Annotated in this window: 31 protein-coding genes; 14 read left to right on the top strand and 17 right to left on the bottom strand. The window is 65.4% G+C overall.

Going from position 1 to position 25,345, the window contains the following annotated elements:
• Positions 1-23 precede the first annotated feature (23 nt).
• The 9 genes from B2V90_RS04015 to B2V90_RS04055 form a co-directional block, all read right to left on the bottom strand.
• A complete protein-coding gene (locus B2V90_RS04015; protein ID WP_013039108.1) occupies positions 24-1,319 on the bottom strand; it encodes a hypothetical protein in 1,296 nt (431 codons plus the stop codon).
• A gap of 248 nt (positions 1,320-1,567) precedes the next feature.
• Positions 1,568-1,957: a copper-binding protein gene (locus tag B2V90_RS04020; protein WP_007683329.1), complete on the bottom strand. Its 390-nt coding sequence runs from the start codon at positions 1,955-1,957 to the stop codon at positions 1,568-1,570.
• Between the two features lie 11 nt (positions 1,958-1,968).
• Positions 1,969-5,112, bottom strand: a complete 3,144-nt coding sequence (locus B2V90_RS04025; protein ID WP_086491599.1) for an efflux RND transporter permease subunit — start codon at positions 5,110-5,112, stop codon at positions 1,969-1,971.
• Positions 5,109-6,599, bottom strand: coding sequence for an efflux RND transporter periplasmic adaptor subunit (locus tag B2V90_RS04030; RefSeq protein ID WP_086491598.1), 1,491 nt, complete (start codon positions 6,597-6,599; stop codon positions 5,109-5,111). The genes B2V90_RS04025 and B2V90_RS04030 overlap by 4 nt, the downstream gene beginning before the upstream one ends.
• Positions 6,596-7,858 (bottom strand): TolC family protein, encoded by a 1,263-nt coding sequence (locus tag B2V90_RS04035; RefSeq protein WP_013039107.1) that lies wholly within the window; start codon positions 7,856-7,858, stop codon positions 6,596-6,598. The genes B2V90_RS04030 and B2V90_RS04035 overlap by 4 nt, the downstream gene beginning before the upstream one ends.
• 63 nt (positions 7,859-7,921) lie before the next feature.
• A complete protein-coding gene (locus tag B2V90_RS04040) occupies positions 7,922-8,179 on the bottom strand; it encodes a hypothetical protein (protein WP_007683334.1) in 258 nt (85 codons plus the stop codon).
• Between the two features lie 77 nt (positions 8,180-8,256).
• Positions 8,257-8,619, bottom strand: coding sequence for a hypothetical protein (locus B2V90_RS04045; RefSeq protein ID WP_293919741.1), 363 nt, complete (start codon positions 8,617-8,619; stop codon positions 8,257-8,259).
• Positions 8,620-8,670: 51 nt separating this feature from the next.
• A complete protein-coding gene (locus B2V90_RS04050; protein ID WP_066708094.1) occupies positions 8,671-9,108 on the bottom strand; it encodes a DUF411 domain-containing protein in 438 nt (145 codons plus the stop codon).
• Positions 9,109-9,135: 27 nt separating this feature from the next.
• Complete coding sequence (locus tag B2V90_RS04055) at positions 9,136-9,510, bottom strand: DUF305 domain-containing protein (RefSeq protein ID WP_093067936.1); 375 nt, start codon at positions 9,508-9,510, stop codon at positions 9,136-9,138.
• Between the two features lie 377 nt (positions 9,511-9,887).
• On the opposite strand from B2V90_RS04055, the gene B2V90_RS04060 reads away from it, so the two are divergent.
• From B2V90_RS04060 to B2V90_RS04100, 9 genes are all read left to right on the top strand, one after another.
• On the top strand, positions 9,888-10,244 hold the full coding sequence (locus B2V90_RS04060; protein WP_170172205.1) for a hypothetical protein: 357 nt from the start codon (positions 9,888-9,890) through the stop codon (positions 10,242-10,244).
• 144 nt (positions 10,245-10,388) lie between these two features.
• Positions 10,389-10,868 carry a heavy metal-responsive transcriptional regulator gene (locus tag B2V90_RS04065; RefSeq protein ID WP_086491596.1) on the top strand — a complete coding sequence of 160 codons (480 nt, stop codon included), beginning with the start codon at positions 10,389-10,391 and terminating at the stop codon, positions 10,866-10,868.
• On the top strand, positions 10,865-11,086 hold the full coding sequence (locus B2V90_RS04070) for a hypothetical protein (protein ID WP_086491595.1): 222 nt from the start codon (positions 10,865-10,867) through the stop codon (positions 11,084-11,086). Before B2V90_RS04065 ends, B2V90_RS04070 begins: the two co-directional genes overlap by 4 nt.
• Before the next feature lie 58 nt (positions 11,087-11,144).
• Positions 11,145-11,465 (top strand): hypothetical protein, encoded by a 321-nt coding sequence (locus B2V90_RS04075; protein WP_007406382.1) that lies wholly within the window; start codon positions 11,145-11,147, stop codon positions 11,463-11,465.
• 23 nt (positions 11,466-11,488) lie between these two features.
• Positions 11,489-13,399, top strand: coding sequence for a 2Fe-2S iron-sulfur cluster-binding protein (locus B2V90_RS04080; RefSeq protein WP_086491594.1), 1,911 nt, complete (start codon positions 11,489-11,491; stop codon positions 13,397-13,399).
• Positions 13,399-14,127, top strand: a complete 729-nt coding sequence (locus tag B2V90_RS04085; protein WP_086491593.1) for a hypothetical protein — start codon at positions 13,399-13,401, stop codon at positions 14,125-14,127. Before B2V90_RS04080 ends, B2V90_RS04085 begins: the two co-directional genes overlap by 1 nt.
• Entirely contained in the window at positions 14,124-14,846 is a 723-nt protein-coding gene (locus B2V90_RS04090; RefSeq protein ID WP_043150670.1) for a hypothetical protein, read from the top strand. Before B2V90_RS04085 ends, B2V90_RS04090 begins: the two co-directional genes overlap by 4 nt.
• A complete protein-coding gene (locus tag B2V90_RS04095; RefSeq protein ID WP_044663289.1) occupies positions 14,833-15,279 on the top strand; it encodes a DUF1622 domain-containing protein in 447 nt (148 codons plus the stop codon). The genes B2V90_RS04090 and B2V90_RS04095 overlap by 14 nt, the downstream gene beginning before the upstream one ends.
• A 14-nt stretch (positions 15,280-15,293) precedes the next feature.
• Positions 15,294-15,734, top strand: coding sequence for a four-helix bundle copper-binding protein (locus tag B2V90_RS04100; RefSeq protein WP_062788721.1), 441 nt, complete (start codon positions 15,294-15,296; stop codon positions 15,732-15,734).
• Between the two features lie 146 nt (positions 15,735-15,880).
• Here the strand turns inward: B2V90_RS04100 and B2V90_RS04105 are convergent, their stop codons facing one another.
• From B2V90_RS04105 to B2V90_RS04125, 5 genes are all read right to left on the bottom strand, one after another.
• Positions 15,881-16,627, bottom strand: coding sequence for an HAD-IIB family hydrolase (locus tag B2V90_RS04105; RefSeq protein WP_062788722.1), 747 nt, complete (start codon positions 16,625-16,627; stop codon positions 15,881-15,883).
• Positions 16,624-16,746, bottom strand: coding sequence for an HAD hydrolase family protein (locus B2V90_RS04110; protein ID WP_009824012.1), 123 nt, complete (start codon positions 16,744-16,746; stop codon positions 16,624-16,626). Before B2V90_RS04110 ends, B2V90_RS04105 begins: the two co-directional genes overlap by 4 nt.
• A 269-nt stretch (positions 16,747-17,015) precedes the next feature.
• Positions 17,016-18,041 carry an IS110 family transposase gene (locus B2V90_RS04115; RefSeq protein WP_009824011.1) on the bottom strand — a complete coding sequence of 342 codons (1,026 nt, stop codon included), beginning with the start codon at positions 18,039-18,041 and terminating at the stop codon, positions 17,016-17,018.
• A 55-nt stretch (positions 18,042-18,096) separates the two neighbouring features.
• On the bottom strand, positions 18,097-18,636 hold the full coding sequence (locus B2V90_RS04120; protein WP_009824010.1) for a hypothetical protein: 540 nt from the start codon (positions 18,634-18,636) through the stop codon (positions 18,097-18,099).
• Positions 18,637-18,638: 2 nt separating this feature from the next.
• On the bottom strand, positions 18,639-19,652 hold the full coding sequence (locus B2V90_RS04125) for a universal stress protein (RefSeq protein WP_143058618.1): 1,014 nt from the start codon (positions 19,650-19,652) through the stop codon (positions 18,639-18,641).
• A gap of 180 nt (positions 19,653-19,832) precedes the next feature.
• On the opposite strand from B2V90_RS04125, the gene B2V90_RS04130 reads away from it, so the two are divergent.
• The 5 genes from B2V90_RS04130 to B2V90_RS04150 all read left to right on the top strand — a co-directional run bounded on the left by B2V90_RS04130 (position 19,833) and on the right by B2V90_RS04150 (position 23,458).
• Positions 19,833-21,173, top strand: coding sequence for a DUF6538 domain-containing protein (locus B2V90_RS04130; RefSeq protein WP_293919755.1), 1,341 nt, complete (start codon positions 19,833-19,835; stop codon positions 21,171-21,173).
• On the top strand, positions 21,067-21,609 hold the full coding sequence (locus B2V90_RS04135) for a site-specific integrase (RefSeq protein WP_293919758.1): 543 nt from the start codon (positions 21,067-21,069) through the stop codon (positions 21,607-21,609). The genes B2V90_RS04130 and B2V90_RS04135 overlap by 107 nt, the downstream gene beginning before the upstream one ends.
• Positions 21,610-21,760: 151 nt before the next feature.
• A complete protein-coding gene (locus tag B2V90_RS04140; RefSeq protein WP_009824005.1) occupies positions 21,761-22,276 on the top strand; it encodes a hypothetical protein in 516 nt (171 codons plus the stop codon).
• Positions 22,276-22,908: a hypothetical protein gene (locus B2V90_RS04145; protein ID WP_293919760.1), complete on the top strand. Its 633-nt coding sequence runs from the start codon at positions 22,276-22,278 to the stop codon at positions 22,906-22,908. The genes B2V90_RS04140 and B2V90_RS04145 overlap by 1 nt, the downstream gene beginning before the upstream one ends.
• Entirely contained in the window at positions 22,898-23,458 is a 561-nt protein-coding gene (locus tag B2V90_RS04150; protein ID WP_293919762.1) for a hypothetical protein, read from the top strand. Before B2V90_RS04145 ends, B2V90_RS04150 begins: the two co-directional genes overlap by 11 nt.
• Before the next feature lie 23 nt (positions 23,459-23,481).
• Here B2V90_RS04150 and B2V90_RS04155 read toward each other — a convergent pair whose 3' ends face one another.
• The 3 genes from B2V90_RS04155 to B2V90_RS04165 form a co-directional block, all read right to left on the bottom strand.
• Positions 23,482-24,102, bottom strand: coding sequence for a GIY-YIG nuclease family protein (locus tag B2V90_RS04155; RefSeq protein WP_293919765.1), 621 nt, complete (start codon positions 24,100-24,102; stop codon positions 23,482-23,484).
• 34 nt (positions 24,103-24,136) lie between these two features.
• Positions 24,137-24,595 (bottom strand): hypothetical protein, encoded by a 459-nt coding sequence (locus B2V90_RS04160; protein WP_293919768.1) that lies wholly within the window; start codon positions 24,593-24,595, stop codon positions 24,137-24,139.
• Positions 24,592-25,345: HNH endonuclease (locus tag B2V90_RS04165; protein WP_293919771.1), on the bottom strand; the 754-nt coding region annotated here is incomplete at its 5' end. The genes B2V90_RS04165 and B2V90_RS04160, both read right to left, overlap by 4 nt.

Genomic DNA, 25,345 nt, shown 5'->3' on the forward strand with positions numbered 1-25,345 from the left:
CCCCCTCCCGCAAACGCCCCCTTTCAGGGAAGGGGGCTTGAGATCGCCTTGATGGCCTTCAATCCCGTTCCAAAACGAGCGATCGCGTCCCTGTTTCTCTCCAGCTCGCCATAGGGCAGATAGGCGAAGTCGAGATCGGCAATACGGCTGAAAGCCGGGCGACGGAGTTGCGCGCGAACGTCCTGCTCGCGCGCATTCGGTGCGACCAGGAATAGCCCGGCGGCAGCGTGCAGATCGCTCCCCGACAGCGCCAGATCGAGCATGCGCACGATCCCCGAGTAGATCGAGGTCGAATGTTCAACCTCGAACGCGGCGGCGACGCCGTCGCCACCCTTCGCCAGCCACAACACGTCGATGAGGCGGATCGAGTCCGCTCCGGGAGAGGTCGCAATGGCGTCTGGAAGGCGCTCGAGGCATCCCTGTCCAAGCGGGCAGCCAGCGTGAAGTCGACCGCGGTCATTGGCGGCGATCCACACATCGTAACCGAGGGCATGGCCGAGGTCGCGCAGCCAGGCCTGGATTTCGGCGTGCGTGCGATCGGTTTCGCCCTGCGCGGCGGCTGTCTTGTCGAGCCGGCTTGCCTCCGCTCTGGCATGTTCCAATCTGCCGAGCCAGTCGTCGGCCGCCGTTGCGTCATCCTCCAGCGGTGGCGCGGGATAGCGGCCCGAGCCAATGTCGAACAACAGTCCGCCGATCGCGCCGAGATCGTTGGAGAGCAACTCGCGGTAACGGTCGTTGAGGTCGAGGATGCCGGCGCGCATGGCGAGAAAATGATCCCATGACCCGAGCTTCACCTTGGCGCCGGTGACGGCATTGTAGCCCTTGACGATCGCGGTATTGAAGGGCGGCACCAGCGTCGGGTGAAGGAAATAGAGCAGGTTGGCCGCCGCCGGCCCCAGCCCCTTGATCTTGAGCGCGTCTATGCTGCGGATGTGGCTGATGATCTCCTCGGCGGTATCGCAGCACGAGCAATTGTCGAGCAGGCGACCGAACGCCCGCTGGTTGTCCGGGCTTTCGTAGATGTCTGGAATGCGCAGCTTGGGCTTCCACAGCCAGGCATGGTCGGCGCCCTTGAAGATCTGCCGCTGTTCGGCGATCGAGTGGACAACCGTTTCCAGTGACGAGCCGCGATAGGCGACGCCGAACCGCCCACTTTCGATTTCTGCGACCACCTGCTGCAGCCCGCGACGGATGGAGCGGAAGTTTTTCAGCCGTTCGTCCCACAGAAACCAGGAGCGATAGGTGGCGCCGGGATCGTCTCGCCAACGACGGACAAGCTCGCTCACGAGATCATGATGTGTCGCGGGTAACAAGGTCATACTGGCTGGGTCATCTAAACTGGGCTCCTTGCCGTTCAGGCTATCGCGAGCAAGGGCGGCTTGCACGTTCAATGTGCGATCCGCGAAGCGTGCTCAAATTGTCGGTGATCGCGCAGGGAAACGCCGCTGGCATTGGGCGTTGCCGGTCGCAACCGTCGACCGGGCGCACAGCCAGGCAGACGGCCGGCACGGGCGTCGCCGCCCGGGAGCGGCGCCGCAACCAGCTTTTTCCGGTCGAACTTAGCGGATCACTGCTTTGCGATCGCGGTGACCTCGCCATCGCTGCCCTTGAGCGAGAGGTCGAAATCGACCTTGTCGCCGACCTTGACCGCATCGGTGATCGACGGCGCGGCCTTGAACGCCATCGTCATCGCGGGCCACTTGGCCTCCGGGATCGGACCATGATCGAGCGTGATCGTGCCTGCCGCCTTGTCGATCGCGGTGACGGTGCCATGGCCCTTGGCCTTGATCGCGGCGTTCGCGTCAGGCGCCATCGACATGTTGCCCATGTCGCCGCTCATGGTCGCGGCGGGCGCCGCCTCGTTGGTCTCAGTCGCAACGGGGGCCTCCGCCTTCTTGCCGCACGCGGCAGTCAGGGCGGCGAGGCCGAGGGCAATGGTCAGTCGTGCATGGTTCATCGTCTTCTCCTTCATGATGAAACGGGTTGAGGGATGGGATCGGTCTTGGGCCGGCGCAACAGCAGGTAGGCGGCGGGCAGGACGAACATTGAGAGCAAGGGCGCGGTCAGCATGCCGCCGATCATCGGCGCGGCAATCCGGCTCATGACCTCCGAACCCGCGCCTGATCCCAGCAGGATCGGCAGCAGGCCGGCCAGGATCACCGCCACCGTCATCGCCTTGGGACGGACGCGCAGCAGCGCGCCTTCGCGCACGGCGGCCTCGACCTCGGCAGCGTCCGGATGTGCGCCGCGCTCGGCCAGCGCGTTCTTGAGATAGATCAGCATCACCACCCCGAACTCGGCGGAGACGCCGGCGAGCGCGATGAACCCGACCCCGGTGGCGATCGACTGGTTGAACCCCAGCAGATAAAGCGTCCAGATGCCGCCGGTCAGCGCAAACGGCAGCGTCCCCATGATCAGCGCCGCCTCGTCGAAGCGGCCGAAGATGAGGTAGAGCAGCACGAAGATGATCAGCAGCGTCGCGGGCACGACCAGCTTCAAGCGGTCGACCGCGCGCTCGAGATATTCGAACTGGCCAGAGTAAGCGATGCTGACCCCAGGCGAGAGCCTGACCTGTTTCGCCACCGCACGCTGCAGATCGCCGACCACCGAGGCAAGATCGCGCCCGCGCACATCGACGTAGACCCAGGTCGAAGGCCGGGCATTCTCGGTCTTGAGCATCGGCGGTCCCTCGGCGATCGAGACGTTTGCCACGGTGCCCAAGGTGATCTGCTGGCCCGCGGGCGTCAGGATCGGTAGCGCCCGCAGCCTTTCGAGGCTGTCGCGCAATTCGCGCGGATAGCGCACGCTGATCGGATAGCGGGCGAGGCCCTCGACCGTCTCGCCGATCGTCTCGCCGCCGATCGCGCCGGAGACGATGGCCTGGACGTCGGCGATGTTGAGCCCGAACCGCGCGGCGGCGGCGCGGTCTATGTCGACATCGACATAGCGTCCGCCGGTCAGCCGCTCGGCGAGCGCCGAGCTGACGCCGGGCACGCTCCTGGCCACGGTCTCGACATCATGCGCGATGCGGTCGAGCTCGGCGAGGTCACTGCCCGACACCTTGACCCCGATCGGGCTCTTGATGCCCGTCGCGAGCATGTCGATGCGGTTGCGGATCGGCGGCACCCAGATATTGGCGAGACCCGGAAGCTTCACCCGGCGATCGAGCTCGTCGACAAGGCGTTCGGGCGTCATGCCCGACCGCCACTGGTCGCGGGGCTTGAATTGGATCGTCGTCTCGAACATTTCGAGCGGCGCGGGATCGGTCGCGGTCTCGGCGCGGCCGGCCTTGCCGAACACGCTTTCGACTTCGGGCACGGTCTTGATCAGGCGGTCGGTCTGCTGGAGCAGCTCACTCGCCTTGGCGGCCGAGAGGCCCGGCAGCGCCGAGGGCATGTAGAGCAGGTCGCCCTCGTCGAGATTGGGCATGAACTCGCCGCCGAGCCGGCTGAGCGGCCAGGCCGTGGTGGCGAACACCAGAGCCGCGATCAGCAGCACTGCCTTGGGCCGCTTCATCGTCCAGTCGATCGCGGGCCGGTAGATATTGGTGAGCCAGCGATTGACCGGATTGGCCTGCTCGGCCGGAATGCGGCCCCGGATCAGCCAGCCCATCAGGATCGGCACCAGGGTCACCGACAGGATCGCGGCCGCGCCCATCGCATAGGTCTTGGTGAAGGCGAGCGGCGCGAACAGCCGGCCTTCCTGCGCCTCCAGGGTGAAGACCGGAATGAACGACAGCGTGATGATCAGCAGGCTGAAGAACAGCGCCGGCCCGACCTCGGCCGCCGCCTCGGTGACGACGATCCAGCGCATCTCGCCATCGAGATGTCTGTCCGGGTGATCCTGCTCCCAGCGTTCGATCCTCTTGTGGGCGTTCTCGATCATGACGACCGCCGCATCCACCATCGCGCCGATGGCGATGGCGATGCCGCCCAGCGACATGATGTTGGCGTTCACCCCCTGGAACCGCATTACGACGAACGCGGCCAGCACACCGAGCGGCAAGGTCAGGATCGCGACCAGCGCCGAGCGGACGTGCCAGAGGAACAGGGCGCAGACCAATGCGACGACGATCAACTCCTCGACCAGCTTGCGGGTGAGGTTCTCGACCGCGCGATCGATCAGCTGCGAGCGGTCATAGACCGTGACCACCTCGACGCCCGGCGGCAGGCTTTTCCTGAGATCGGCGAGCTTGTCCTTGACCGCCGCGATGGTCTCACGGGCGTTCTTGCCTGACCGAAGAATAACGACGCCGCCGGCGACCTCGCCTTCGCCGTTCAGTTCGGCGATGCCGCGCCGCATCTCGGGGCCGACCTGGATCGTGGCGACATCGCCGAGCCGGACGGGCACGCCGCCCGCCGCAGTCTTGAGCGGGATTGCCCGGAAATCGTCGAGCGTTTTCAGATAGCCCGAGGCGCGGACCATATATTCGGCCTCGGCCATTTCCAGCACCGAGCCGCCGGCTTCCTGATTGGCTTGGCTGATCGCCTGCACTGCCTGGGCGTGGGTTACGCCGTAGGCCGCGAGCTTCACCGGATCGAGCAGCACCTGGTACTGCTTGACCATGCCGCCGATGCTGGCGACTTCGGCCACGCCGGTCACGGTCTTCAGCTCGTAGCGCAGGAACCAGTCCTGCAACCCGCGAAGCTGCGAGAGATCGTGCCGGCCGGTGCGGTCGACCAGCGCATATTCATAGACCCAGCCGACCCCGGTCGCGTCCGGCCCGAGCGCGCTGCGGGCGCTGGCCGGCAACCGACCCTGGACCTGGTTAAGATATTCGAGCACGCGGCTGCGCGCCCAGTAGAGATCGGTGCCGTCCTCGAAGATCACATAGACGAAGCTGTCGCCGAAGAAGCTATAGCCGCGCACCGTCTTGGCGCCGGGCACCGACAGCATGGTGGTGGTGAGCGGATAGGTGATCTGGTTCTCGACGATCTGCGGCGCCTGACCCGGATAGGAAGTGCGGATCACGACCTGCACGTCGGAAAGATCGGGCAGCGCGTCGATCGGGGTCGAGCGCACCGCCCACAGGCCCGCGCCGACCAGCGCGAGCATGCCGAGCACGACGAAGAAGCGGTTCCTCACCGACCAGCGGATGAGATGGGCGATCACTGGCCCGCCACCTTCGCCATATGCCGCAGCGTCGGTCCCGCCGGGGGCCGGTCGAACCCGAACCGGACCCGGTCACCCGCCTTGAAGCCGCGCGCGATGCCCGGATTGGCGAGCGCGAAGGTCATCGTCATCGCCGGCCAGTCGAGCGCGGGAACGGGCTCGTGGCTGAGCGTCACCGAATTGGCCGTGATCCGCTCGATCTTGCCCGTCGTCTCGTACAGCGTGGCTTTCGACGCCGGCGCGGCGATGGTCGCCGATGCCGCACCGCCGCCGATCGGCCGCGCCTCGATTCCCGACAGGCTCGCCTCGGAATCGATCAGGAACTGCCCCGAGACGACGACGTTCTTGCCGGGCGACAGGCCGGCAAGGATCTCGGTCTCGCCGCCTGCCTCGCGGCCGATGCGGACCTCGGCGGGATGATAGCGCCCGTCGCCTGCGGCCAGCATGACGAGCGTGCGCCTGCCCGTGCGGATCACCGCTTCGCTCGGCACCAGCAGCGCCGGCTTGGCATCGCCGCCAAGCGCGACGCTGGCGAACATGCCCGGCCGCAACCGGCCGTCCCGGTTGGGCAGCTCGATCCGCACGGTGAGCGTGCGGCTGTCGGCCTGCGTGGTCGGCAGGATCGCGATCACCCGGCCGGCGAAGCGCTCGCCGGGGAAGCCCGCCAGCGTGGTGCTGGCATTCTGGCCGACCCGGACATCGCCCGCGCGCGCTTCGGGCACCGCGGCATTGAGCCAGACGGTGCCGAGCCCGCTTACCTGGGCGAGCGTCTGGCCCATGGCGAGCGTCACGCCGGCACGGGCGTCGAGCGTCTGGATCGTGCCCGAGATCGGCGTCGTGATCGTCACCACGCCGTTCGGGCGTCCGCTCCGCTCGACGCTGGCGATGAGGCCGTCGGACATGCCCATCAGCCGCAGTCGCTGGCGCGCGGCCGCGGTGAGGTCGGGCTTGCCGAGCCGCCTGACGCTCAGATATTCGGTCTGCGCGCCGCCCCATTCGGGCAGGAGCAGGTCCGCGATCGGCGCGCCGGCGCGGACCACGTCCCCGGGCGCTCGCGCATAGACGCGGCTCACGAACCCGCCCGAACGCGCCTGGATGACGGCGACGTCGCGCTGGTTGAAGTCGATCGTGCCGGTGACCTCGAGGGCCGAGGCAAGGCTGCCCATCTTCGCCGCGACGACCCGCAATCCCAGGCTCTGCCGCGCGGCGGGATCGACGGCGACCGTGGGGGCCGCGCCGGCGCTTCCTCCGTCCGCGTATCGCGGCACGAGCTGCATATCCATGAAGGGCGACTTGCCGGGCTTGTCGAACTTCTGGTTGGGGAACATCGGATCGTACCAGTAAAGGACTTTGCCTGCCCCGGCGGGCGTGGTCGCCTCCGATTGCGGTGCCTGGCGATGGCCAGCCCAATAGCCTGTGCCGCCGGCCAGCAGCGCGACAGCCAGGATCGATGCGCCCCAGCGCAGCGCGGATTTATCGAGCGTCATGGCCGCTCCTCCCCATAGGTGATAGTGATGCGGACCGCGTCGCGCGCGACGTCGGCTTCGCGGTTGAGCGCCTCGACCTCGGCCTCCGCGAGCCCGAGCGTCGTGAGCAGCGCGGCGCCAAGGTCGAGCTTGCCGGCGCCATAGCTGTCGCGGTCGAGCTCGGCGCGGTGCCTGGCGAGTGGCACCAGCGTCTCGCGGGCATTGCGCAACCGGGAGAGATGCATGGCATGGTCTGCGAGATCGGCGTCGAGCTGCGCCACCAGCTCGCGGCGGATCGCCTCGCGGTCGAACCGACCCCCTTGCGCAAGGCTCTCGCTTGCAGCGATCCTGGGGTTCTGGCGCTTGCCGGCGAACAGCGGCAGGTCGATCGACACGCCGACCGAGGCCATGTCGCCGTACATGGGATCGCGCCGGCCATAGGTGACGCCGACCTTCCAGTCGGGGCGCTTGTCGGCGCGCGCGAGACGCACGTCCGCTTCGGCGACTGCGATCCGCGCGTCCTGCGCGCGCAGGGCGGGAAGCGCATCGATCCCGGCCCGCAGCCGGATCGGATCGACATCGAGCATCGGCGGGTCGCCCGTCGCCTGCGGGTCGGGGTCGCCGGTATAGCGCGCGAGCCGGGCCCGCGCCTGCGCCACCACCGCAGCCATCTCGGCGCGGCGATCGGCGATGGCGGCGCGGAGCTGGTCGGGCTCGAGCGCCTGGCTCGGGCGCGCGCTGCCCGACGCCAGGCGTGCGGTCACGGTCTTCTGCAGGTCGTCGAGGCTGGCATCGAGCAGGTCGAGCTGCCGGAGCCGGCGTTCTCCATAATAGAGATCGACCCAGGCGAGGGCGGTCTCGAGCCGCACGTTGCGGCCTTCGACCAGCTCGCCCGCCTCGGCGATACCGATATCGGCCGCGGCGCGCGCGGCGCGTGCATGGCGCTTGGCGAGATTGGGGAAGGTCTGGCTGAACCCGATCGTCGCCATAGTGAAATCGTCGCGCGTGAAGCTGCCGGCATTGGGGCCGCTCACCGGGAAGTTCTGCAGGCCCAGGTCGAGCGTCGGATCGGGCAGGCGATCGGCCGCGACCGCCGAAGAGCGGGCGCCGGCTGTCGCCGCCGCGCGCGCCTTGAGGCTTGGCGCGTTGGCGGCAGCGAGCCTCACTGCCTGCTCGTAGGTGAGCGGGCCGGCCGACACCGGCACGGCCCAGGCGCTCGCAAGCGTCGCACCGATAGAGAGCAACAGGCGTCGCACAGCGCGCCTCGGCATCATGATCATGGATATCATCCCCTCATGACAGAGGCGGCGCGCCAAGATGTGACGCGCCGCTCCGGAGCGGGTTTAGCCCTTGTCCGACCTGACTGCGCCGCGCATGCAGTCGGCGGCGCTTGCCTGCATCATCGCGCAATCGCAGCTGGCCATGTCCCGGCTGTCGGGCACCCATATGCGGACACGCGCAGGGCCAGTCGCCCGCGGACCATATTGCGGCGCCGACCGCCATTCCCAATGGCCTTGCGGCGTGCGGCTCGCGTCGGTTGCAAGCGCAGGCGCGGCGAGACTGAGGGCCGCCACAAGGGCGGCCGGAAGCAGTTTGATCATCACGAAAACCTTTGACTGAAAAGAAGGAAACCGGGCGCGCACGCATCGATCGATGCGCGCAGCCCGTGCTCGTTCAATCAGGCAAGGCTGGTGGGAGGATCCGGCTCGGGCGCAACCGCCTTGCCGGTCAATATCGTGTCGGTCGTCCAGAAGCTGGGCGCGTCGTAGAGACGCGCAGGCGCAATGCCGCCTGTCAGGTCAGCTGCGACCAGCGGGATCACGCACCCCATCGCGGCGATGCAATCGAGCGTCAGGCCCTTGCAAGGCTTTTCGCTGGGCGCAGGATGCTGCTTGGCCATCATCGCCATGCAGTCCGCATCCATGCCCTTGGCCAGCGGCGCGCCTGCCGCCTCAGGCACGCTGTGCGCGGCCGCCATCTGGGCTCCGAAGAGACCGGACAGCGCTCCGATGACGAGCAGAAGCGCGAGCAGGCGTTTCACGAACGACTATTCTAGCGCGCTGGAACCGAAGTTACAAATGGAGCTTTCCCCTCAGTGCCTTGCGAACACGCGCTGGCCAGACGGGCCGAATGCTACCACCTGATAGGACTGTGCCGGCTGACTGGGGATCTCCATGCCCGGTGATCCCAAAGGCATTCCCGCAACGGCAAGGCCAGCCACCCCGCGCGGGCGCACTGCCAGAACCCGCTTGATGTCATTGATGGGCACATGCCCCTCGAACACCATGCCGTCGATCACGGCGGTGTGGCAGGAGGCGAGACGCAGCGGCACACCATGCGAGCGCTGGAAGGAAGATCGCGAGCGGTCGTCGACGATCGTGACGGAACGCTTGAACTGTGCGCGGATCTGCGCGGCCCACTTTTCGCAGCAGCCACAGCCGGGATCGCGATGCACGAGGATCGGCGTCGCAGAGCTGGCCGCTGTCGCCATGAAGATGGCGGCCAGCGCCGCGATCGCCTGCTTCTTCATCTTTCGAATCTCAAGTTCCTGCTTCGGTCACTGTGTCCGCTTGCCATGCTCACGCAGCCAGGCTTGCAGTTCGTCGATTTCGCGTCGCTGTTCGGCAGAGCTCTTGGTGGCCATGTCGCGAACCTTGGCGTCGCGCGTTTCGCGGAGCACGATCTGTGACATGGCGATCGCGCCGCGGTGATGCTCGATCATCTTGCGGGCCCAGGTCTCGGTCGCATCGGTGCCAACGGCCGACATCATCTTACGATGCATCTCCATTTCGGCACGCGGGTATGGATTGGCGGGTGTCGGTTTCATCATGCCCGTGTCGGAGTGGCCCATCTTGCCATGATCCATGCCGTGCATGGCCTCCTGGGCGAGGACCGGGCCGGCGGCCAGCAGTAAGAGGGGAGCGAACGCCATTCCTGATCTTTTCATCATCGTCTCCTTTGTTGCCCCTAGGTAATACGCACCGTGAAGGCGGAGCCCTCACGGTTGGGGGGAAACGGCGTAACCCACCACATCTGCAAAAGGTGCCCGGAACCAAGTGGGCGCACCCGGACAGATCAGTTGCAACCAATGCTGGACGACGCCCACCGAGGAGGCGGCAGGTGCCATCCGTTTGGCGAGGTACGGACAAATCAACGACGGTCCCGGGGGATCTACTCAAACCGACAGTCGCTGCGAACAATACGTATACCGAGCTTGGACCAGGGACCATACTCCTGAAGGCGAAGAAACAAAGTCTTCCCCTCGAGAGATCGAGCGGCAGTGTTCAACACTTCTCAGAGGAGTCCAAGATGATCAAGAACTCCATCATGGTTGCGCTCGCCGGCATCTCGATGCTCGCAGCGGTCCCTTCATTCGCTCAGGGTATCGGACATACCTTCTTCATGCGCGGCTCGATCGTTGACACGGGCAGCAACGGCACGGTCGTCTGCATCGGCAAGGCCGATGGCGCCGAGGTCGGCCAGAAGCTCGAGGTCTATCGCGTTGTGACCCATCCGGGTCCGTCCAAAGGCGTGGCGCCGACTTATCACCGCCAGCTCATCGGCCATGTGACGATCGATCATATCTTCGATGATCACTTCGCGCACGTGTCCGTCGCCGACGGCACGCCTGCCAAGCACGACATCGTCGAGCTTCGCAAGAACTGACGAGCCGGTGGCCCGGCGGCACAAGCTGCCCTGACGCGAGACGTCGGGGCAGCGGGCTGGCGGCGGCAACGGACCGTTCGGGGTCAAAGCGAACCGCTTGACCCTGGACCATGGTCCAACCGGCATGATGATCGAGCGGATGACATGGGCAATTTCAAGATCGGCGAACTGGCCGCCGCTGCGGGCGTGGGCCGCGACACGATCCGCTATTATGAGCGGATGGGTTTGCTGCGCGAACCCGCGCGCACGGCGGCGGGCTACAGGCTCTACGACGCGACCGACCTCGAGCGCGTCAATTTCATCCGCTCGGCGCAGGAGCTTGGCTTCACACTCGAACAGGCCCGGCAGTTGCTGGCGCTCAGGGCGTCGGACATCGCGCATGCCCAGGCCGTGCTCGATATCACGCTCGCCAAGATCGCTGACGCCGAAGCCCGGCTCGAGCGCCTGTCCGATATCCGCGACATGCTGCGGATGCTCGCCGACGAATGCCCGGGCGAAGTGCCCGTCTCCGATTGCCCGATCCTCGCCTTCCTGACGGCGCGGCGGAAAGACCAGCAGCATAACAAGAAACATCAGGCAGCGCAGGACGAACGATCACCACGAGCGAAAGGGGTTTTGTTATGAAGAAAATGCGTTTGATCGGCGTCCTCACGCCGGCGCTGCTTCTGGGCGCCTGTGTAACCACGCGGCCGACCTCGGCGCAGGTCGAGAGTTGCCGGGCGATGGAGGGCAATATGGGTCTCCAGACGCCGCATGATCATGGCGAGATGAAGGGGCAGGGGCGCAACCCGATGAACCTCTCGCACGACCGGTGCCTTCAGATCCTGCGCAACGCGCAATGATCCGGTCCGGGCGCCAGCCCTGGCGCCCGGACACAGTTTTCAAGCCAAGGAGCAAGCTATGATCGACCATGCGAAAAAAGCCCTTCCGCTTGTCGGCGGAAGCCTGTTGCTGGCGCTCGCGCTTTCGGGCTGCGACCGCCAGGCCGACCAGACGGTGCCGCCCGCGGCGAACAGCGTCGCCGCCACCCCGGTCCTGACCGACAGCGGCAACGCTGCAGACGCGGCGCCGATGGACGCGATGAGCAACCAGGCCGAGATGGAGCGGCATCACCGTCAGGCGATGGACCATGACGCGATGCGCGCCGGGGCCGGCAACCAGACCGCGCCGGCACCCGATCCCGCGCCGGGCAATGCGGCGATGCCGATGAAGGATATGTAAGCGCGCTGAAAAAGGGGATGAGGATGTCCAGGCGGATCAGCCTTCGACGCTTGAGCCTCGGCTGCGCAATCGCTCTCAGCCTGTCCGCGGGCGCGGGCGCGCAGGAGGGCGAGGATCATGCCGCGCATCATGGCGCAGGCATGCCGGCCGGCGGGGGCATGTCCGCACCGGCATCGTCGGGGTCGTCGGACATGGCGAAGATGATGAACCCCATGATGGATCGCATGATCAATGGGGAAGGGGAGAATGAGCACGGCCACGAATCGCGCCGGACCGGCTTCATCTCGCAGCTGCTCGCCTTTCCCGCGCTCGACGAAGCGGCGAGGCAGCGGGTCGCTGCGCAGGCTGGCGAACGGGTAAGCACGGGCCTAGCGATGATCAACGCCGCCTCGGCCGACGGCGCGCGTGCAACCACGGTCTCGGCCCGGCTCGATGCGGCGCGCCGCCTGCGCGAGGGAACCGACCTGTTCCGGTCCGGCACCGCCGCGCAGGGCGCGATCGGCGGCTTGCAGCCGCCCCGGGAGGTCGGGCTTGCCTGGCTGCGCGATCAGCTCGACATCGACCAGGCCGCGCCCGGCCATGCCGATCACTGGTTCGGCATCTCGCCCTCGCACCTGCTTCTCATGCTCTTCCTGGGGCTGGTGAGCGCCACGCTGATCGCGCTGCAGATCTTCCGCCTCCGGCGGATCGGGGCGATCGCCGGTGGTGTCCCCACCGGCAAGACATTGACAAAGCCGGAGCCGAAGGCTGCCCAGCCCGCTACCAGGGTTGCGCCCGCGCCTGCCCCCGTTGCCGACAGCGCCGGGCTCGCGCCGAGCAATGCGGCCGCGCCCGCTGGGGCTTCGCTGCGCAAGCCCAAAAGCTGGGCGGGGCAGCTGCGCGTGGTCCAGATCGTGCGAGAGACGCCGAGCGTGCTGACCTTCCGGCTCGCGGACCCGGCCGCCGACCGGCTGCCGTTCGACTTCCTGCCGGGCCAGTTCCTGCAGGTCGAGGTAGAGCCCGAAGCGGGCAAGACCGCGCGCCGTTCCTACACGATCGCCTCTTCGCCGACCCAGCGGGCCTATGTCGAACTGACGGTCAAGCGCGAGGAGCAGGGCGTGGTCTCGCGATACCTGCACGACAAGGTCGTCGCCGACGATCTGCTGAAGGTCAGCGGACCGTTCGGCGCCTTCACCTTCACGGGAACGGATGCCCAGAGCATCGTGCTGATCGCGGGCGGGGTCGGCATCACCCCGATGATGTCGGTGCTGCGCTATCTCACCGACACCGCGTGGAAGGGTGATATCTTCTTCTTCTACGGCGCACGGTCGACCGAGGAATTCGTGTTCCGCGACGAGCTCGAGCGGCTCGAACGCCGTTTTCCCAACCTCCATGTCGTCGCCGCGATGCAGCGCGCGCCCGGCACCGTCTGGATGGGCCCCGAAGGGCCGATCACGCGCGAGATGATCCTGGCCGCGGTGCCGGAGATCGCGAGCCGGCGCATCCATATGTGCGGCCCGCCGGCGATGATGGGCGCGATGCGCGGCGTGCTGGCCGAACTCGGCGTCCCCGAAGCGCAGCTGCACACCGAGGCGTTCGGTCCGGCCTCGCTGCCGGCCGACCACGAGGATCTCGAGGTCAAGCCCGCGCCCCCGCCAGCGGATAAGCCGGCCCCGAGCGCCGAGGTGGCGCCGAGCACGGTGACCTTCTCCGTGTCGGGGGTGTCGGCGGCCTTGCCCGCGGACGAGACCGTGCTGGAGGCGGCCGAGGGCGCGGGCGTCGAGATCCCCTATGCATGCCGTGCGGGCACATGCGGCGCCTGCGTGGTCAAGCTGCTGCAGGGCGAAGTGACGATGGAGGTCGAATCCGGCCTTGCGCCCGCCGACAAGGCGCAAGGCTATGTGCTCGCGTGCCAGGCGAAGGGGACGGGCACGCCGCTCGTGGTCGAAGCCTGATGCGCGAACGCAGCGACATTGCCGTGGGCCTGCTGGTCGCGTTCCTGCTGCTGTTCCCGTTCGGCTATCTCGTGCATGTGTCGCCCCGCTTTCCGGGTAGCCTCGCTGGCGGGATCATCGGGATCGCAGCGCTCGTGCTGATGCTGCTGACGCTTCCCTATGTCGCGGCCAAGCACATCGCCTGGGTCGACAAGGCGCTCTCCCGGCTCGTCAGCAAGCCGACCCTGCTCGCCATCCACATCTATGCCGGCGTGCTGGCGCCGATCCTGGGTCTGGTCCACGCCGCGCACAAGCTCGAAAGCCCGGTCGGACTGCTTCTGACCGTCCTCCTGCTGATGACGGTCATCACCGGCTTCATCGGCCGTTACCTGCTTGCCCAGCTTGGTCGGGCGCTGCGCGGACGCAGGTCGGAACTGGCCTCGCTTCGCGCCGCCTTCCTCGAGGAGCCGGCGGCGCCGACGCAGGCCGATACCGCAGCCGCGCCGCTGTCGGGCTGGAAGCGCTATCTGTTCGTCGCCGGGGATGCGCCCGCGGGCCAGCACCCCCAGGACAAGGCGGGGATCGCCGCGGCGCTGGCCGATACCGAATTCGCGATCCGCGCCGAAGAGGCGACCAACACCCTGTTCGCGCGATGGCGGTTCCTGCACATCCTGCTGGGCTGTCTCATCTTCGCGCTGCTCGCGCTCCACGTCGGCGCGGCGATCTATTACGGGCTGCGCTGGCTATGAGCTGGCAGCGTCTTTCCTACGCCGTCTTCATCGCAGCCCTGCTGGTGATGGTCGCCGCGGTCGCGATCCGGATGCGATCGGACGCGCCTAGGGATGCCGGCCTGGTGGCGCAGCTCGTCTCGCCCGGCCCGCTCTCGAGCGCGCACCAGTCCTTCGCCGGCCAATGCACGGCCTGTCACACGCCGGGCAAGGGCGTCGAAACCCGGACCTGTCTCACCTGCCATGCAGGCACGGATTTCGGGACGAAGCAGTCGACTCAGTTCCACGCGAAAGCGACGCAGTGCACCTCCTGCCACGTCGAACATGAGGGAGAGCGCGGCATCATCCGCATGGATCACGCCGCCTTGCTCGACATGGCGAAGTGGCGGCAGCCGTTGGCGGGCATGTCGACAAACATTCGAAGCCTGACCCCCGAGACCGCGCTCAATTGCGCGAGCTGCCATGCGTTCCGCGATCCGCACCAGGGCCTGTTCGGCACCGACTGCGCGAGCTGCCACAAGACCGACAGCTGGAAGATCGCCAATTATCGCCATCCGTCGGTCAATTCGACGCAGTGCGCCGAGTGCCACAAGGCGCCGCCCAGTCACTTCATGGAGCATTTCAGCATGGTCTCGCAGCGCGCAGCCGGATCGAAAGCGCGCGTCGACCAATGCTATGCCTGTCACGCCACCGACAGCTTCAACAATATCCGCAAGCGAGGCTGGTATGATCACCATTGAGGCCGACTGGCTGAGCGCCTTCTTCCGGCTTGCGGTGATCGGCCTGGAACTGGCGGGCACGCTGACCATCCTCGTCGGCGCGGGGCTCGCAACCTTTCTGTTTGCGCGGCGGGCGAGGGCGGGCGACCGGACCGAGGCCTATAGCGCGTTCCGCTCGGCGCTCGGCCGCAGCATCCTGCTCGGTTTGGAATTTCTGGTCGCCGGCGACATCGTCAAGTCGCTGGTGATCAACCCGACGCTCGACGATCTCATCGTGCTGGCCGGGCTTGTGCTGGTGCGGACCTTCCTGAGCATCTCGCTTGGGGTCGAGATCAACGGCCACTGGCCTTGGGAGGAAACCCGGATGGCGCGGGAGAAGGCGCGTGCTGCGGCGTTGGATGGGTCGCCTATGACGGCTGAGGCCGCCGGACGCGGCGCAGCGCTCAAGGGATAGCAGATGGGAGGTGCATGATGATCGAGAGACGCGAATTGCTGATGGCCGGCGCCGGCCTTGCCGCCGCTGGAACGCTGGCTGGGCCGGCGGCGGCGCAGCAGCATCGAATGGAAGGGATGGCGATGTCGATGACGGACTGCATCGACGATTGCGTGGCTTCGCACCGCATGTGCCTGGAGACCGCCGCCTGGCTGACGAAGCAAGGCGGCGCGTCAGCCACGGCGTCGCTGATCGCCATGCTGAACGACTGTGCGGAACTGTGCCAGGCGACCGCCAACTCGATGCTGCGCGAATCCTCCCTCCATACCATCCTGTGTCGCGCCTGCGCTGACGGCTGCGAACGATGTGCGCGGGAATGCCTGAGCCACGTCGTGGGCGAGCGGATCAAGCGTTGCTCGGCTACCTGCAAGGATTGCGCCGCCAGCTGTCGGATGATGGCGGACATGGCCAGCTGAGTGTCCTAGAACGCGCCCAGGCGTAGTGGGGTCAAGCAGCTCCGGCACGATTGAAGCGATCCGTCGGCTCCACAATGTGGGACCGCTGCGAAGCTGGGTCGTACGGGCGCGAAAGCGGGACTGGTTAGGTATCGGCGGTAGCGCTTTTAGACTAGCCAGGCAGCGATCGCGCCAACCACCGACTTGGTTTCGGCAACGTCGCGGACTCGAACGGTATCCAGCCCGAGGTGCTTGGCCGGATAATCATTTCCGCCCGGGAAGATCGCGTCACCGAAGAAGATCATCTCGTCGAGCGCGACGCCGGTCTGCTCGGAAAGGCGCTTAAGGCCATAGGCCTTGTCTATCCCTTCGCGCGTGATGTCGATCGATGTCGCCCCGCCGATATTGATGGCAAAGCCTGGCAGCAACGGCTGGAGCAGGGCCTGCAATTTCTTGCGCTTGGCGTGATCGGGATCCCACGTGTCCTTGGCCTCGAGCGGCGCCTCCTGACCGAGCGCGGAGAATGTGATCTGGCTGCCGCGATCCTCGATCTGCTCGCCCCAGATGTTCTCGTTTGGATAGCCCGCCTGCTCGACCGCCTTGGTCAGTGCTTCGCGGATGCGCTGGCTTTCGTCGCCGGTGAACAGATCGGCATAGATACGCGTCCATTGGCCGTCGGCGTGACGATAGAGCTTGGTGCCCGTGGTCGGCTGGATGATGAAATTGTCGAGCCGCGCCCGGGCGGGCATGCGCGACACCACCTGTTTCTCGAATTGCGGCCAGTCGCCTCCGGAGATGATCGCTACCATCGTCACGTCGAGCAGGCGGGTAAGCAGATCCGCCATTTCATCGTCGAGCGGCTGCTTGCTGAGCGCGAGCGTTCCGTCGAGGTCGAAAGCGGCCAGTCGCTTCATGATGATCCTCCCACAAGCGGCAGCAGAAATGCGTCGATGGCATCGGCGATGCCATCTTTGTCGTTGCTGGTTGAAATGTAATGCGCTGCGCTACGGATCTCCTCAGGCGCCTTGCCCATGGCGTTCGTTAGTGCAACGTATGGCCCGCCCCGTCGGCAAGCGGTTTGTGTTGGATGTACTGAGCAGTCTGCGAAAACGTATCCGGCCTTTCGATGCGAGATCGTTGGCCAAGATGGAGATCCGCGCGTCCTGGTCCTCATAAAGGGGCCGGCATCGAGTGCCATTTTGCGCCATAGGGTTCCAAGACACCGGTCGACTGTCAGGCCATCTGTCACTTACCTCCCGCAGACGTCATCCAGTCGGTGCGAGGTGCATCGACCGAACTCATTCAGGCCGCTTGCGCAACCGGATTGAAGGTGCGCTCGTGGCGGAGCAGCGCCCAGACTATACGTGCCATCTTGGCAGCCAGGGCGACCACGACGGTGTTGGCGTGGGAGCGCGCAAGCAGACCGCGCAGCCAGGCGCCAAGGCGTGTGTCACTCTTGCTCATCGTTGGTAACGACGAACGCGCTCCCTGGATAAGGATCTTGCGAAGATAACGGCTACCGCGCTTGCTGATTCCCAGCAGTCGCGGCTTGCCCCCCGTTGTCGCTTGTCGTGGTACCAAGCCCAGCCACGCGGCAAGATCACGGCCACGCCCGAAAGTGCGGGCATCGCCAACTGCGGCCACAAGCGCGGTCGCATTAAGCGCCCCGATGCCGGGTATGGTCAGCAGGCGCCGCGTGCGCTCGTCCTCCTGCGCCGCTTGGGTGAACTCGGCATCGAGATCGCCGATCCGCTCGTCGAGTGCGGTCCAGCGCTGCCGCATATCACTTACAAGCCGGTGGATGCGGCAGCCAAGCACTGGCTCGTCTGCGTCAAGCAACTCGGCAAGCCGGACGGCGAGCTTTGCACGGCCTTGGGGTACGATGTGGCCACGTTCCAGAAGCAGGCTCCGAATCTGGTTCATTAGCGAAGTGCGTTCACCGACGAGCTGATCACGAATGCGATGCAGCGTCTGCATGTCCAGCTGTTCTTCGGACTTCAGCTCGACAAATCGCATAGTCGGCCGTGTCGCAGCTTCCGCGATCGCCTCGGCATCGCGGTCGTCATTCTTCTGGGCCTTGACGTAGGGGCGGACATACTCAGGTGACATCAAGCGAATGGTATGCCCCTGCCGCTCCAGCGCACGGCCCATGTGATGCGCACCGCAGCAGGCCTCCATGGCCACGACGCACGGCGGCAGAGTGCCTGCATATGCGATGACCGTCTCGCGCCGCATTCGCCGGCGGACGACGACCTTCCCGGTTGCATCCAGACCAACCACGCTGCAGCTGTTCTTGCCCAGATCTACTCCAAGAACCGATACGTCCATGACCGTCGCTCCTTCCTAAATCCCTCCCGCTGCTACGAGATGATAGCGGTTCGGTTTAGGGGCGGGCCATCCATAAAGGGGGAGCGACTTGAGGAAAAAGTTGGGTGAAACCCGTAACGATCATTTCAAGACAAACGATACGTAGCATCGTAGGAATCGCCCAGGTTTCAGCTATGCTGAGCGGCATCTTATTCTGATATCGAACGACGAATTCGACAGCCGAGGACAGTGAGACTTGCAGGTGAGACGCCAGAAGCAGAGACTGCGCGACTTGATGGGCGCGTGGTCGCCTGAGGCCGTCTTCAGCAAGACCGGGAAGTTTCGCGTAGAAAGCCTTCGGAAGACCCTCACCAATTTGCAGGATCGCGCGCTGGATCTGATAGTCGTTGTCGAGTAGCCATTCGGCTGCGGCGCTGCCGCGCTGGTCGGCTTGCGTGGCTGCCTGGCGGGCTCGAGCCAGCCAGTCTTTCATGGCGTCGAGATGCGCCCAGATGGGAAGAGGCGCTGAGCGACCGATCAATCCTGTCAGCTGATGGCGTGTGGCGGTCTCGTCGGCCGCCCCCGAAATAGGGTCGGTCCCCTCAATATCGGCCATGATCAGGCTTGGGCGGCGAGGGGTAGCCGGAGGCAATTATGCCCTACGGCGATCTGCGCTTTTCCCGAGCGGATTGTCGCAGGCGTTACGAGCATTGGTACATTGCAATGCGTCATCAGGTAGGAGGCGACCGTTCCATAGGGTACGTCGGAAACATGCCGATGGCTGTGGCCGCGCGCGGACAGGACGGCAATATCGGCCCTCTCGCGCTGAATAAGATCGCACAGCACCTCGCGTACATCCTCGCCACGGATCGAAATCGTACGCATTCGTAGACCGGACGCCGAGAGGTTGGATTTCGTTCGATCCAGGTAGCTGCGTGCTGCTTGCTCATTTCGCTCTATAAGGGCTTGTTGAAGCTTCTTGTCCTCGACTTCCAGGGGCCGTGCCTCGATCATCTCGGGCGTAGGGACGACATGGACGAGCAGGAGTTCCGCTTCCGAGGCCTTCGCAAGACGCACAGCTAGGGGCAGCACGCTCTCAGCCCAACGAGAGCCGTCAAGCGGCACCACAACCCTTCTGTAGGGCGCTGCCGGAAGCGGGGCCTCTACCGGTACGAGCAGGACCGGGGCTGGCGTCTGCATGAGCACCTTGTGCACGGTTGCCCCCATGCCCGGGCGACCGGCCTCTTGCCTGCCTCGTCTTCCCAGTACGACCATGCCGTCGTCGCACTCTCGGACAAAGCGGCAAATTTCCTCCGCGGTTTGGCCTTCGGCCAATTCGATGGAGGTTTTGGTTGGAGGTGCGCTGGTCGCGGCGGCGCATCGATCGAGGGCGCGCAGGGCTTCGCGCCGCCGGAGGTTACATTCAATCGGGTCTGGACGAGAGCGCGTCGAGCCCTCGCCGTCAAGTACTTGTAGCAGGGTAATAGGGACGTCGAGCGTTGTCGCGAGCGCACGAGCGTGTGAGTAGATCCACGCATCATGATCGGAGCAATCGATACAGGCGACAATCCCGGACTGCGGTCGGGGGGACGCCTGCGCCAGAGCTGGAAATGCTGAAGCGGCTGATATCAAATGCTCCTCTTGCCTTGGATCTCCATCGAATTCGTGGCGGCTAGGACAGCGGGAACAACCGGCATTTCGGCCTGGCGTCCCCTCCCGTAGGGGGCACCAGAACGCTTGAAGCGCGCGGAATCTCAGGATTCAGCCCTTTTTTACCGCTGCTTGTACAGTAGACTTGTACAGCGAGACGGTATGAAAAAGACAAAAACCCCAGGACTCTACGTTCACCAAAACGGCGTCTATTACCTGCGCCGAGAGATCCCCGAAGCCCTGCGCAGCCAGTTCGGCGGCAAGTCCGAGTGGAAACAGTCGCTCGGCGTTCGCGACTATGAAGCCGCAAAGCAGCTGTTCGCGGCCGAAGATGCCAAGTGGCAGGCCCGAAAGAAGGTCGCCCTCGCCGCCCTCGGGCCGGACGCCGCGCCGATGACGGCCGAGCGAGCAGCGGACATCGCGGCCGAGTTCCTGCTCGGGAATCGGCGCGATGCTGCTTCGGTCAGGAAGGCGTCCGACCGCGCGGCCTTCGCGCTCGCCTTCGTCGCGGGCCACATCGAGATCGAGCAGACCGCCAAACTGAACCAACTGGCTGACGACGTGGAGTTCGGCCCCGACGGGACGGTCGCGGACGCCCGGGCGATGCCCTTCCCCGATCCGATCGAGGCGTTGCGGCAGGAGTTCGAACGCGGAGATTACAGCCGGGCGAGCATCATCCTTCCCGAAGTGCGCGAGTTTGCCGGTTTGCCCGACAAGCAGCCCGGCCGCCGCGAATCGCGTCTCCTCGCAGAAGCCTTGCTAGCCGAGCTCCTGAAGCCCGAGGTTCACAAGAATCCCACCAGCGTCGTGCCGGCCACCTGGGCTGCCCAGCTGGCGGCAGCGCCGCCGCCGGCCTGCGGCACCATGCGGGACGCCTATGAGCTGTGGAAGGAGTTCCAGGGCCCCAGCAGCCAGACTGCAGGCGAGTATCTGGTGGCCGTGAATCGGTTTCACGATCTGTTCGGCGACATGCCTCTGACGGCCGTCACCGCGCGGCATGGCCGGATTTTCCGCGACGCTCACATGGCGATCCCGGCGTACCTCACCAAGGATGAGCGCAGGCTCTCCTTTCACGATCTCTACGTCCATTTCGACCGGGTCGGACGCGAGGACCGTCCCGCGCTCTCGCCGGCATCGATCAAGAAGTATGTCGGCGGCCTTTCGGCGATCATCTCCTCTGTCCTGGAAGAATATGATCTGGACGGAAACCCGATGGCTCGCATCCGCATGATCGGGGAGAAGCGCGGGCGGGTGGTCGCCCAGACGGAGCGTCGACCGTTCACGGACGCGCACATGCACAAGATCTTCCTCGCCCATGTTCACAGGCTGCGCGGGCGAGGCGGATTTCCGGCGCTGCCTGCCGGGCGAGGAGGTCTATGCGGACGATCTCTACGGGGTGTTCCTGCTGGCGGCTGCCACCGGAGCCAGGATCGAGGAGCTCGGCCAGCTCCTTGTCAGCGACGTGAGGACCGAGAAGGGCATCCACTATCTCTGGCTGGATAACCTGGGGGATGATCAGGAGCTGAAGACCGACAGCTCGAGGCGCCGGGTGCCCTTGCACCCGAAGCTGATCGAGCTCGGCTTCCTGGAGTGGGCGCGGCGGGGTCGCCAGCCGGACCAGCGGGTGTTTCGGGACGTGAAGCTCAATTCCAACGAGAAGCTGACGCACAATCTCAGCCGGCGTACCAACCGCTATCTCGACCGGATCGGCATCGATGAACGCAACTACGTGTTCCACAGCTTCCGCCACAAGTTCAAGGACGAGTGCCGGGACGCCGGGATCTCGAAGGAGATCCATGACCAGCTGACCGGGCACTGGAGGCCCGATATCGGCAGCAAATACGGCGATGGCGCACCGCTCACTCGCCTCGCTCGTGAGGTGGCCAAGCTCGAGCTGCCCTACTTCCCCGCGCCGGTGGCTCGGCGGGAGGCCGCCTGACGAAGATGCGCGGCGAACAGGCGTTCGCCGCTCACAAGTGGAGCAAATGAACAAGCGGGAAGCTGCGACTTCCTGAAGAGATGAAAATCGAAGGGAAGCCTAGGAGCCGATCAAACGGATCGGCTCCTCTCCAGCAAGAGGGTTTTCCCTGATGAACTATACCGAACCGCACTATGAAGGCTCGCGCACGTCCTCCAGCGTCCTGCGCCACACTCTAAAAATCCTGCCGCACCCGATGGGCCGCGCCGTCGCTTATGGCCTACCTGCCGGATCCATCCGCCTCAGCCAGGCTGGACTGATCCTCGCCGCCACTCCCTGTACCTATCCGCTCTTCCGCGAGGCGATGGAGCGTGCGGCAATGAAAACGGGCTGCGACGTCCTCCTGGCGCGGCACGGCCTCCATCCGGAGGTTCTGGATCCGGTGCTGTGGGATGCGGTGATCTGGAGCGGCGATCAGACGATCATGCTCCCCGATCTCATTCTTTATTCGGGGAATGGCGACCATTGGCTCGTGCCGTCCCGCAAGGGCGCCCACGTCCGAATGGCCGCTGATGGTCTGCATATCGAGGCGGAGCCAGATTTCGTCACCTGGCAGGAGCGCTGCGACGGCGTGTGCCGCGCGGCCAAGGAGATCATCAAGGCCACGCGCGGAACGGAGGTGCTGTGATGCCGGTCAGGAAGCACAACGCACCGCCAGGCCTCGATTACGATCCGATCACCGGCGAGGAGCAGAACATCTCCTATGGGGTGGTCGGCGCCGATGCTGGTCAATCTCAGCCGCGTCGCAGGCTGGAGGATGTGATTGGTCGGCGCCTCTATCCGACCGACAGGCCGGCTGTCGGCACGAAGTGGAACGATCCGACAGCGGAGCGGTGGGATGTCCTGCTGCCGCGGGGGGCGCCCGATGAATTTCGCGATCCCCAGCGAATGTGCGAGGCCTTTCACATCAACGACGATGGAGCCATCAAGCACCTTGCAGCCGTGATGACCTTGAAATTTCCGGAGGCAGACAGCATACCTTCCGAGATGCGCCTGCACGAGGTCTGGGAGCTGTCGCGAGGCTTCGGACTCCTGCTTGCTCTCCAGCTCGAGGTGGCGGCTGTTGCCGTTCTGCATGTGCCCGGAAGGCATTGGGGGCATGGTGTGCCCCACTGCCATCTGATCTGCCCGGTGCGGACGGTGCGACCCGGCTCGGGCTTCTCGACGTTCGTCATGCCCCTCATCAACGGTGAGGAAGGCCGCACGATTATCGACGGCAAGTGGAGGGAATGGCGGAAGGTCACCGGCTATGGCGACTGAAGCCGAACTCCTCGCGAGGCTTCAGAAATGGGTGGCCGGGCGGCGCAAGCCGCCCACCGTCCTTGAGGTGATTGAGACGGGTGATGGCGAACTGTTCGCGGCCTTCGTCCTGGAAGCCTTTCGCCAAGCGACTCGAGATGCAGTGGTGGATCACATGGCCAACGATAGGATCGGCCAGATCCCCGATGCCGCCAACCCGGTCATGCGCGTTTTCGAAGGGCTGGCGAAGGCCTGGCAGCTCACCGATGACGAACGGCTCGCACTGCTGGGACTGCAGGACCGCACGGAGCTTGAGAGGCTCCTTGCAGCCCAGGTCGAAGTCCTGCCCATACAAGTCGTCGAGCGCGTCTCCACCCTCCTTGGCATCTTCAAGGCGATCAACATCCTACTACCGGTTCCAGCGCGTGCCGATCAGTGGATGCGCAGGCCGAACTTAGCGCCACCGTTTTGTGGGCGCTCAGCGATGGCGGTTATGTGCGACGGCGGAATAGAGGCCCTTCTAGATGTTCGACGATGTCTGGAGCAACAAACCAGCTCGGCGGTGACTTAGGTCGCTGCCGATGCTCGGGGCGGCTAACGGGCTGCTGGAACAAGCGCCGCGTGCGTCGGATCGTAGACCATGCCGACGATCGAGCCGTCGCCAATTCTCGCGACGAGCTCATCGATCACCGGAAGCGGCACCATGAACCACTCGCGCGGGCGGACGAGCTTCCCGAACCGATCCGGAATCTGAACTTCGAACCGCACGGGATCCAGCACCCGGTGGATCAGCCTCTCGAGTTTTACGCGGTTCACATTGTAGAGCTTGTAGGTCGCTACAATGTCGACCCCGGCCAGGAGGTAGGTGGCATCGTCCATCGCGCCTGCAATCCGCGCCTCGACCGATCCCCCCGTAATACCGATCTTATGCACGAGCTCCCGTTGGGCGGCGACCGCCGGGTGGGGCGATTGGCTCCGGAGAACATAAAGCGTGCCGATCGGCAACTCGGCGGGCTCGCTCTCGACTGCTTTGGCGAACAACGGTCCGGCGCTAGGCTCGGTCACGCGCCGCCCCCCCTCATCCTTGTAGAGCGCGCGCTGGAGCGACCAGCGCAACAGATTGCTCTCGGTCCCGTTCGAATAAATGAGCCGAAGACGGGCATCGAACTGGCCGTTGGGAGCCTTGATCGGCTGCCCCACCTCGGCGACATACACGAGCTGACCACGCAGGATGAAGAAATCGCCTAGATCAATACTGGCATCTTTGCCGGGCCGACCAGTCGGCGATGAAGGTCGGATAGATAGCGGTATAGCGGCCAGGCGCGATGCCGAGAAAATAGATGACCGGCACCTGTGCTTCCATGGCTTCCTTTAGCCAGCGATTGTCGGCGGCGTTGGGATCGCTGCCCATGAAGGCGTAGTCGATCAGCTCCTCGCCACCATGGATCTGTTCATGGACGCGGCGTTGATCATCGTACCAGACGCGGGCGCCGGTGCGCGGGAAGACGGTGCGGATGCTGAGCAGATAGCTCATGACCCGCGGCTTGAAGATCCCGCGCTGCGGATTGACGAACGGGATGCGCTCGCCCCTGAACTGGAACCCCGCCGCGAGATCGTCGCTGTCGAGCGGACGCCCGGCAGCACGCCGGTCGAGCTCGGCGATCGCGGCTTGGCGCATCGCGGCGTCGAGAGGATCTGGGCTGCTCATCCGAGATAGCGGTGCTCGCGGTGCCAGGCGAGCGCATCTGCCGCCGGTGCGGCGTAGCCACGTTGCGGAGCGCGAACCTCAGCGCCGTGCAGGTCGTAATAGTGCCGGCCATTGTCGAAATCGGCCTTGAGCCGGTGACTGACCTCGAAACGGCGGTCATTGGAGACTGTGACATAGCCGAGATCGAACAGCCGATGGATGTCGGTGCGCAACAGCAGGCCGTTAGCCGGATCATGTTCGCCGCCATCGCCATAGCTGCGTATATGCGCGGCATCGAGGATCGGCAGCGTCTTCTCGCCGGATATTGCGCAACGCCGTTCATAGGCATCGGTCACCGCACGACGGAAGGCGCCTTGGCCTAGTCGCGGCCGCACCATCTGCGGCGAGCCATAGCGGTCGACCCCGATCGATGCGTCCCCCACCAGAGCAAGCTCGGACCGGTCGGTCTCAATGAGAGCGCTGCGGTCGGCGACGGCGTCCCAAAGATATCGGCCCTCACTGTCATCAGTGCCATAGCGCTTACCTGTGACAATGTTGCGGGCAAAGCTCGCCGGGACTGGCAGCCATTGTTCGCGCGGCCAGAAGAAGGGCTGGGTCAGGATGCGGCACCCGACGGGCGGATCGGTACGGGGATCGAGCAGCGCATCGTCACGGCGATAGCGCGCAATCCGCCGGCGCATTTCAGCAAGTGAGGTCACCCCGTTCTTGATGCCGAACGCTCCCCAGGCGTGTGAATCGGCGTGCAAAAAG

This window comes from Sphingobium sp. UBA5915, assembly GCF_002431195.1.
GTDB classification, from domain to species: Bacteria; Pseudomonadota; Alphaproteobacteria; order Sphingomonadales; family Sphingomonadaceae; genus Sphingobium; species Sphingobium soli.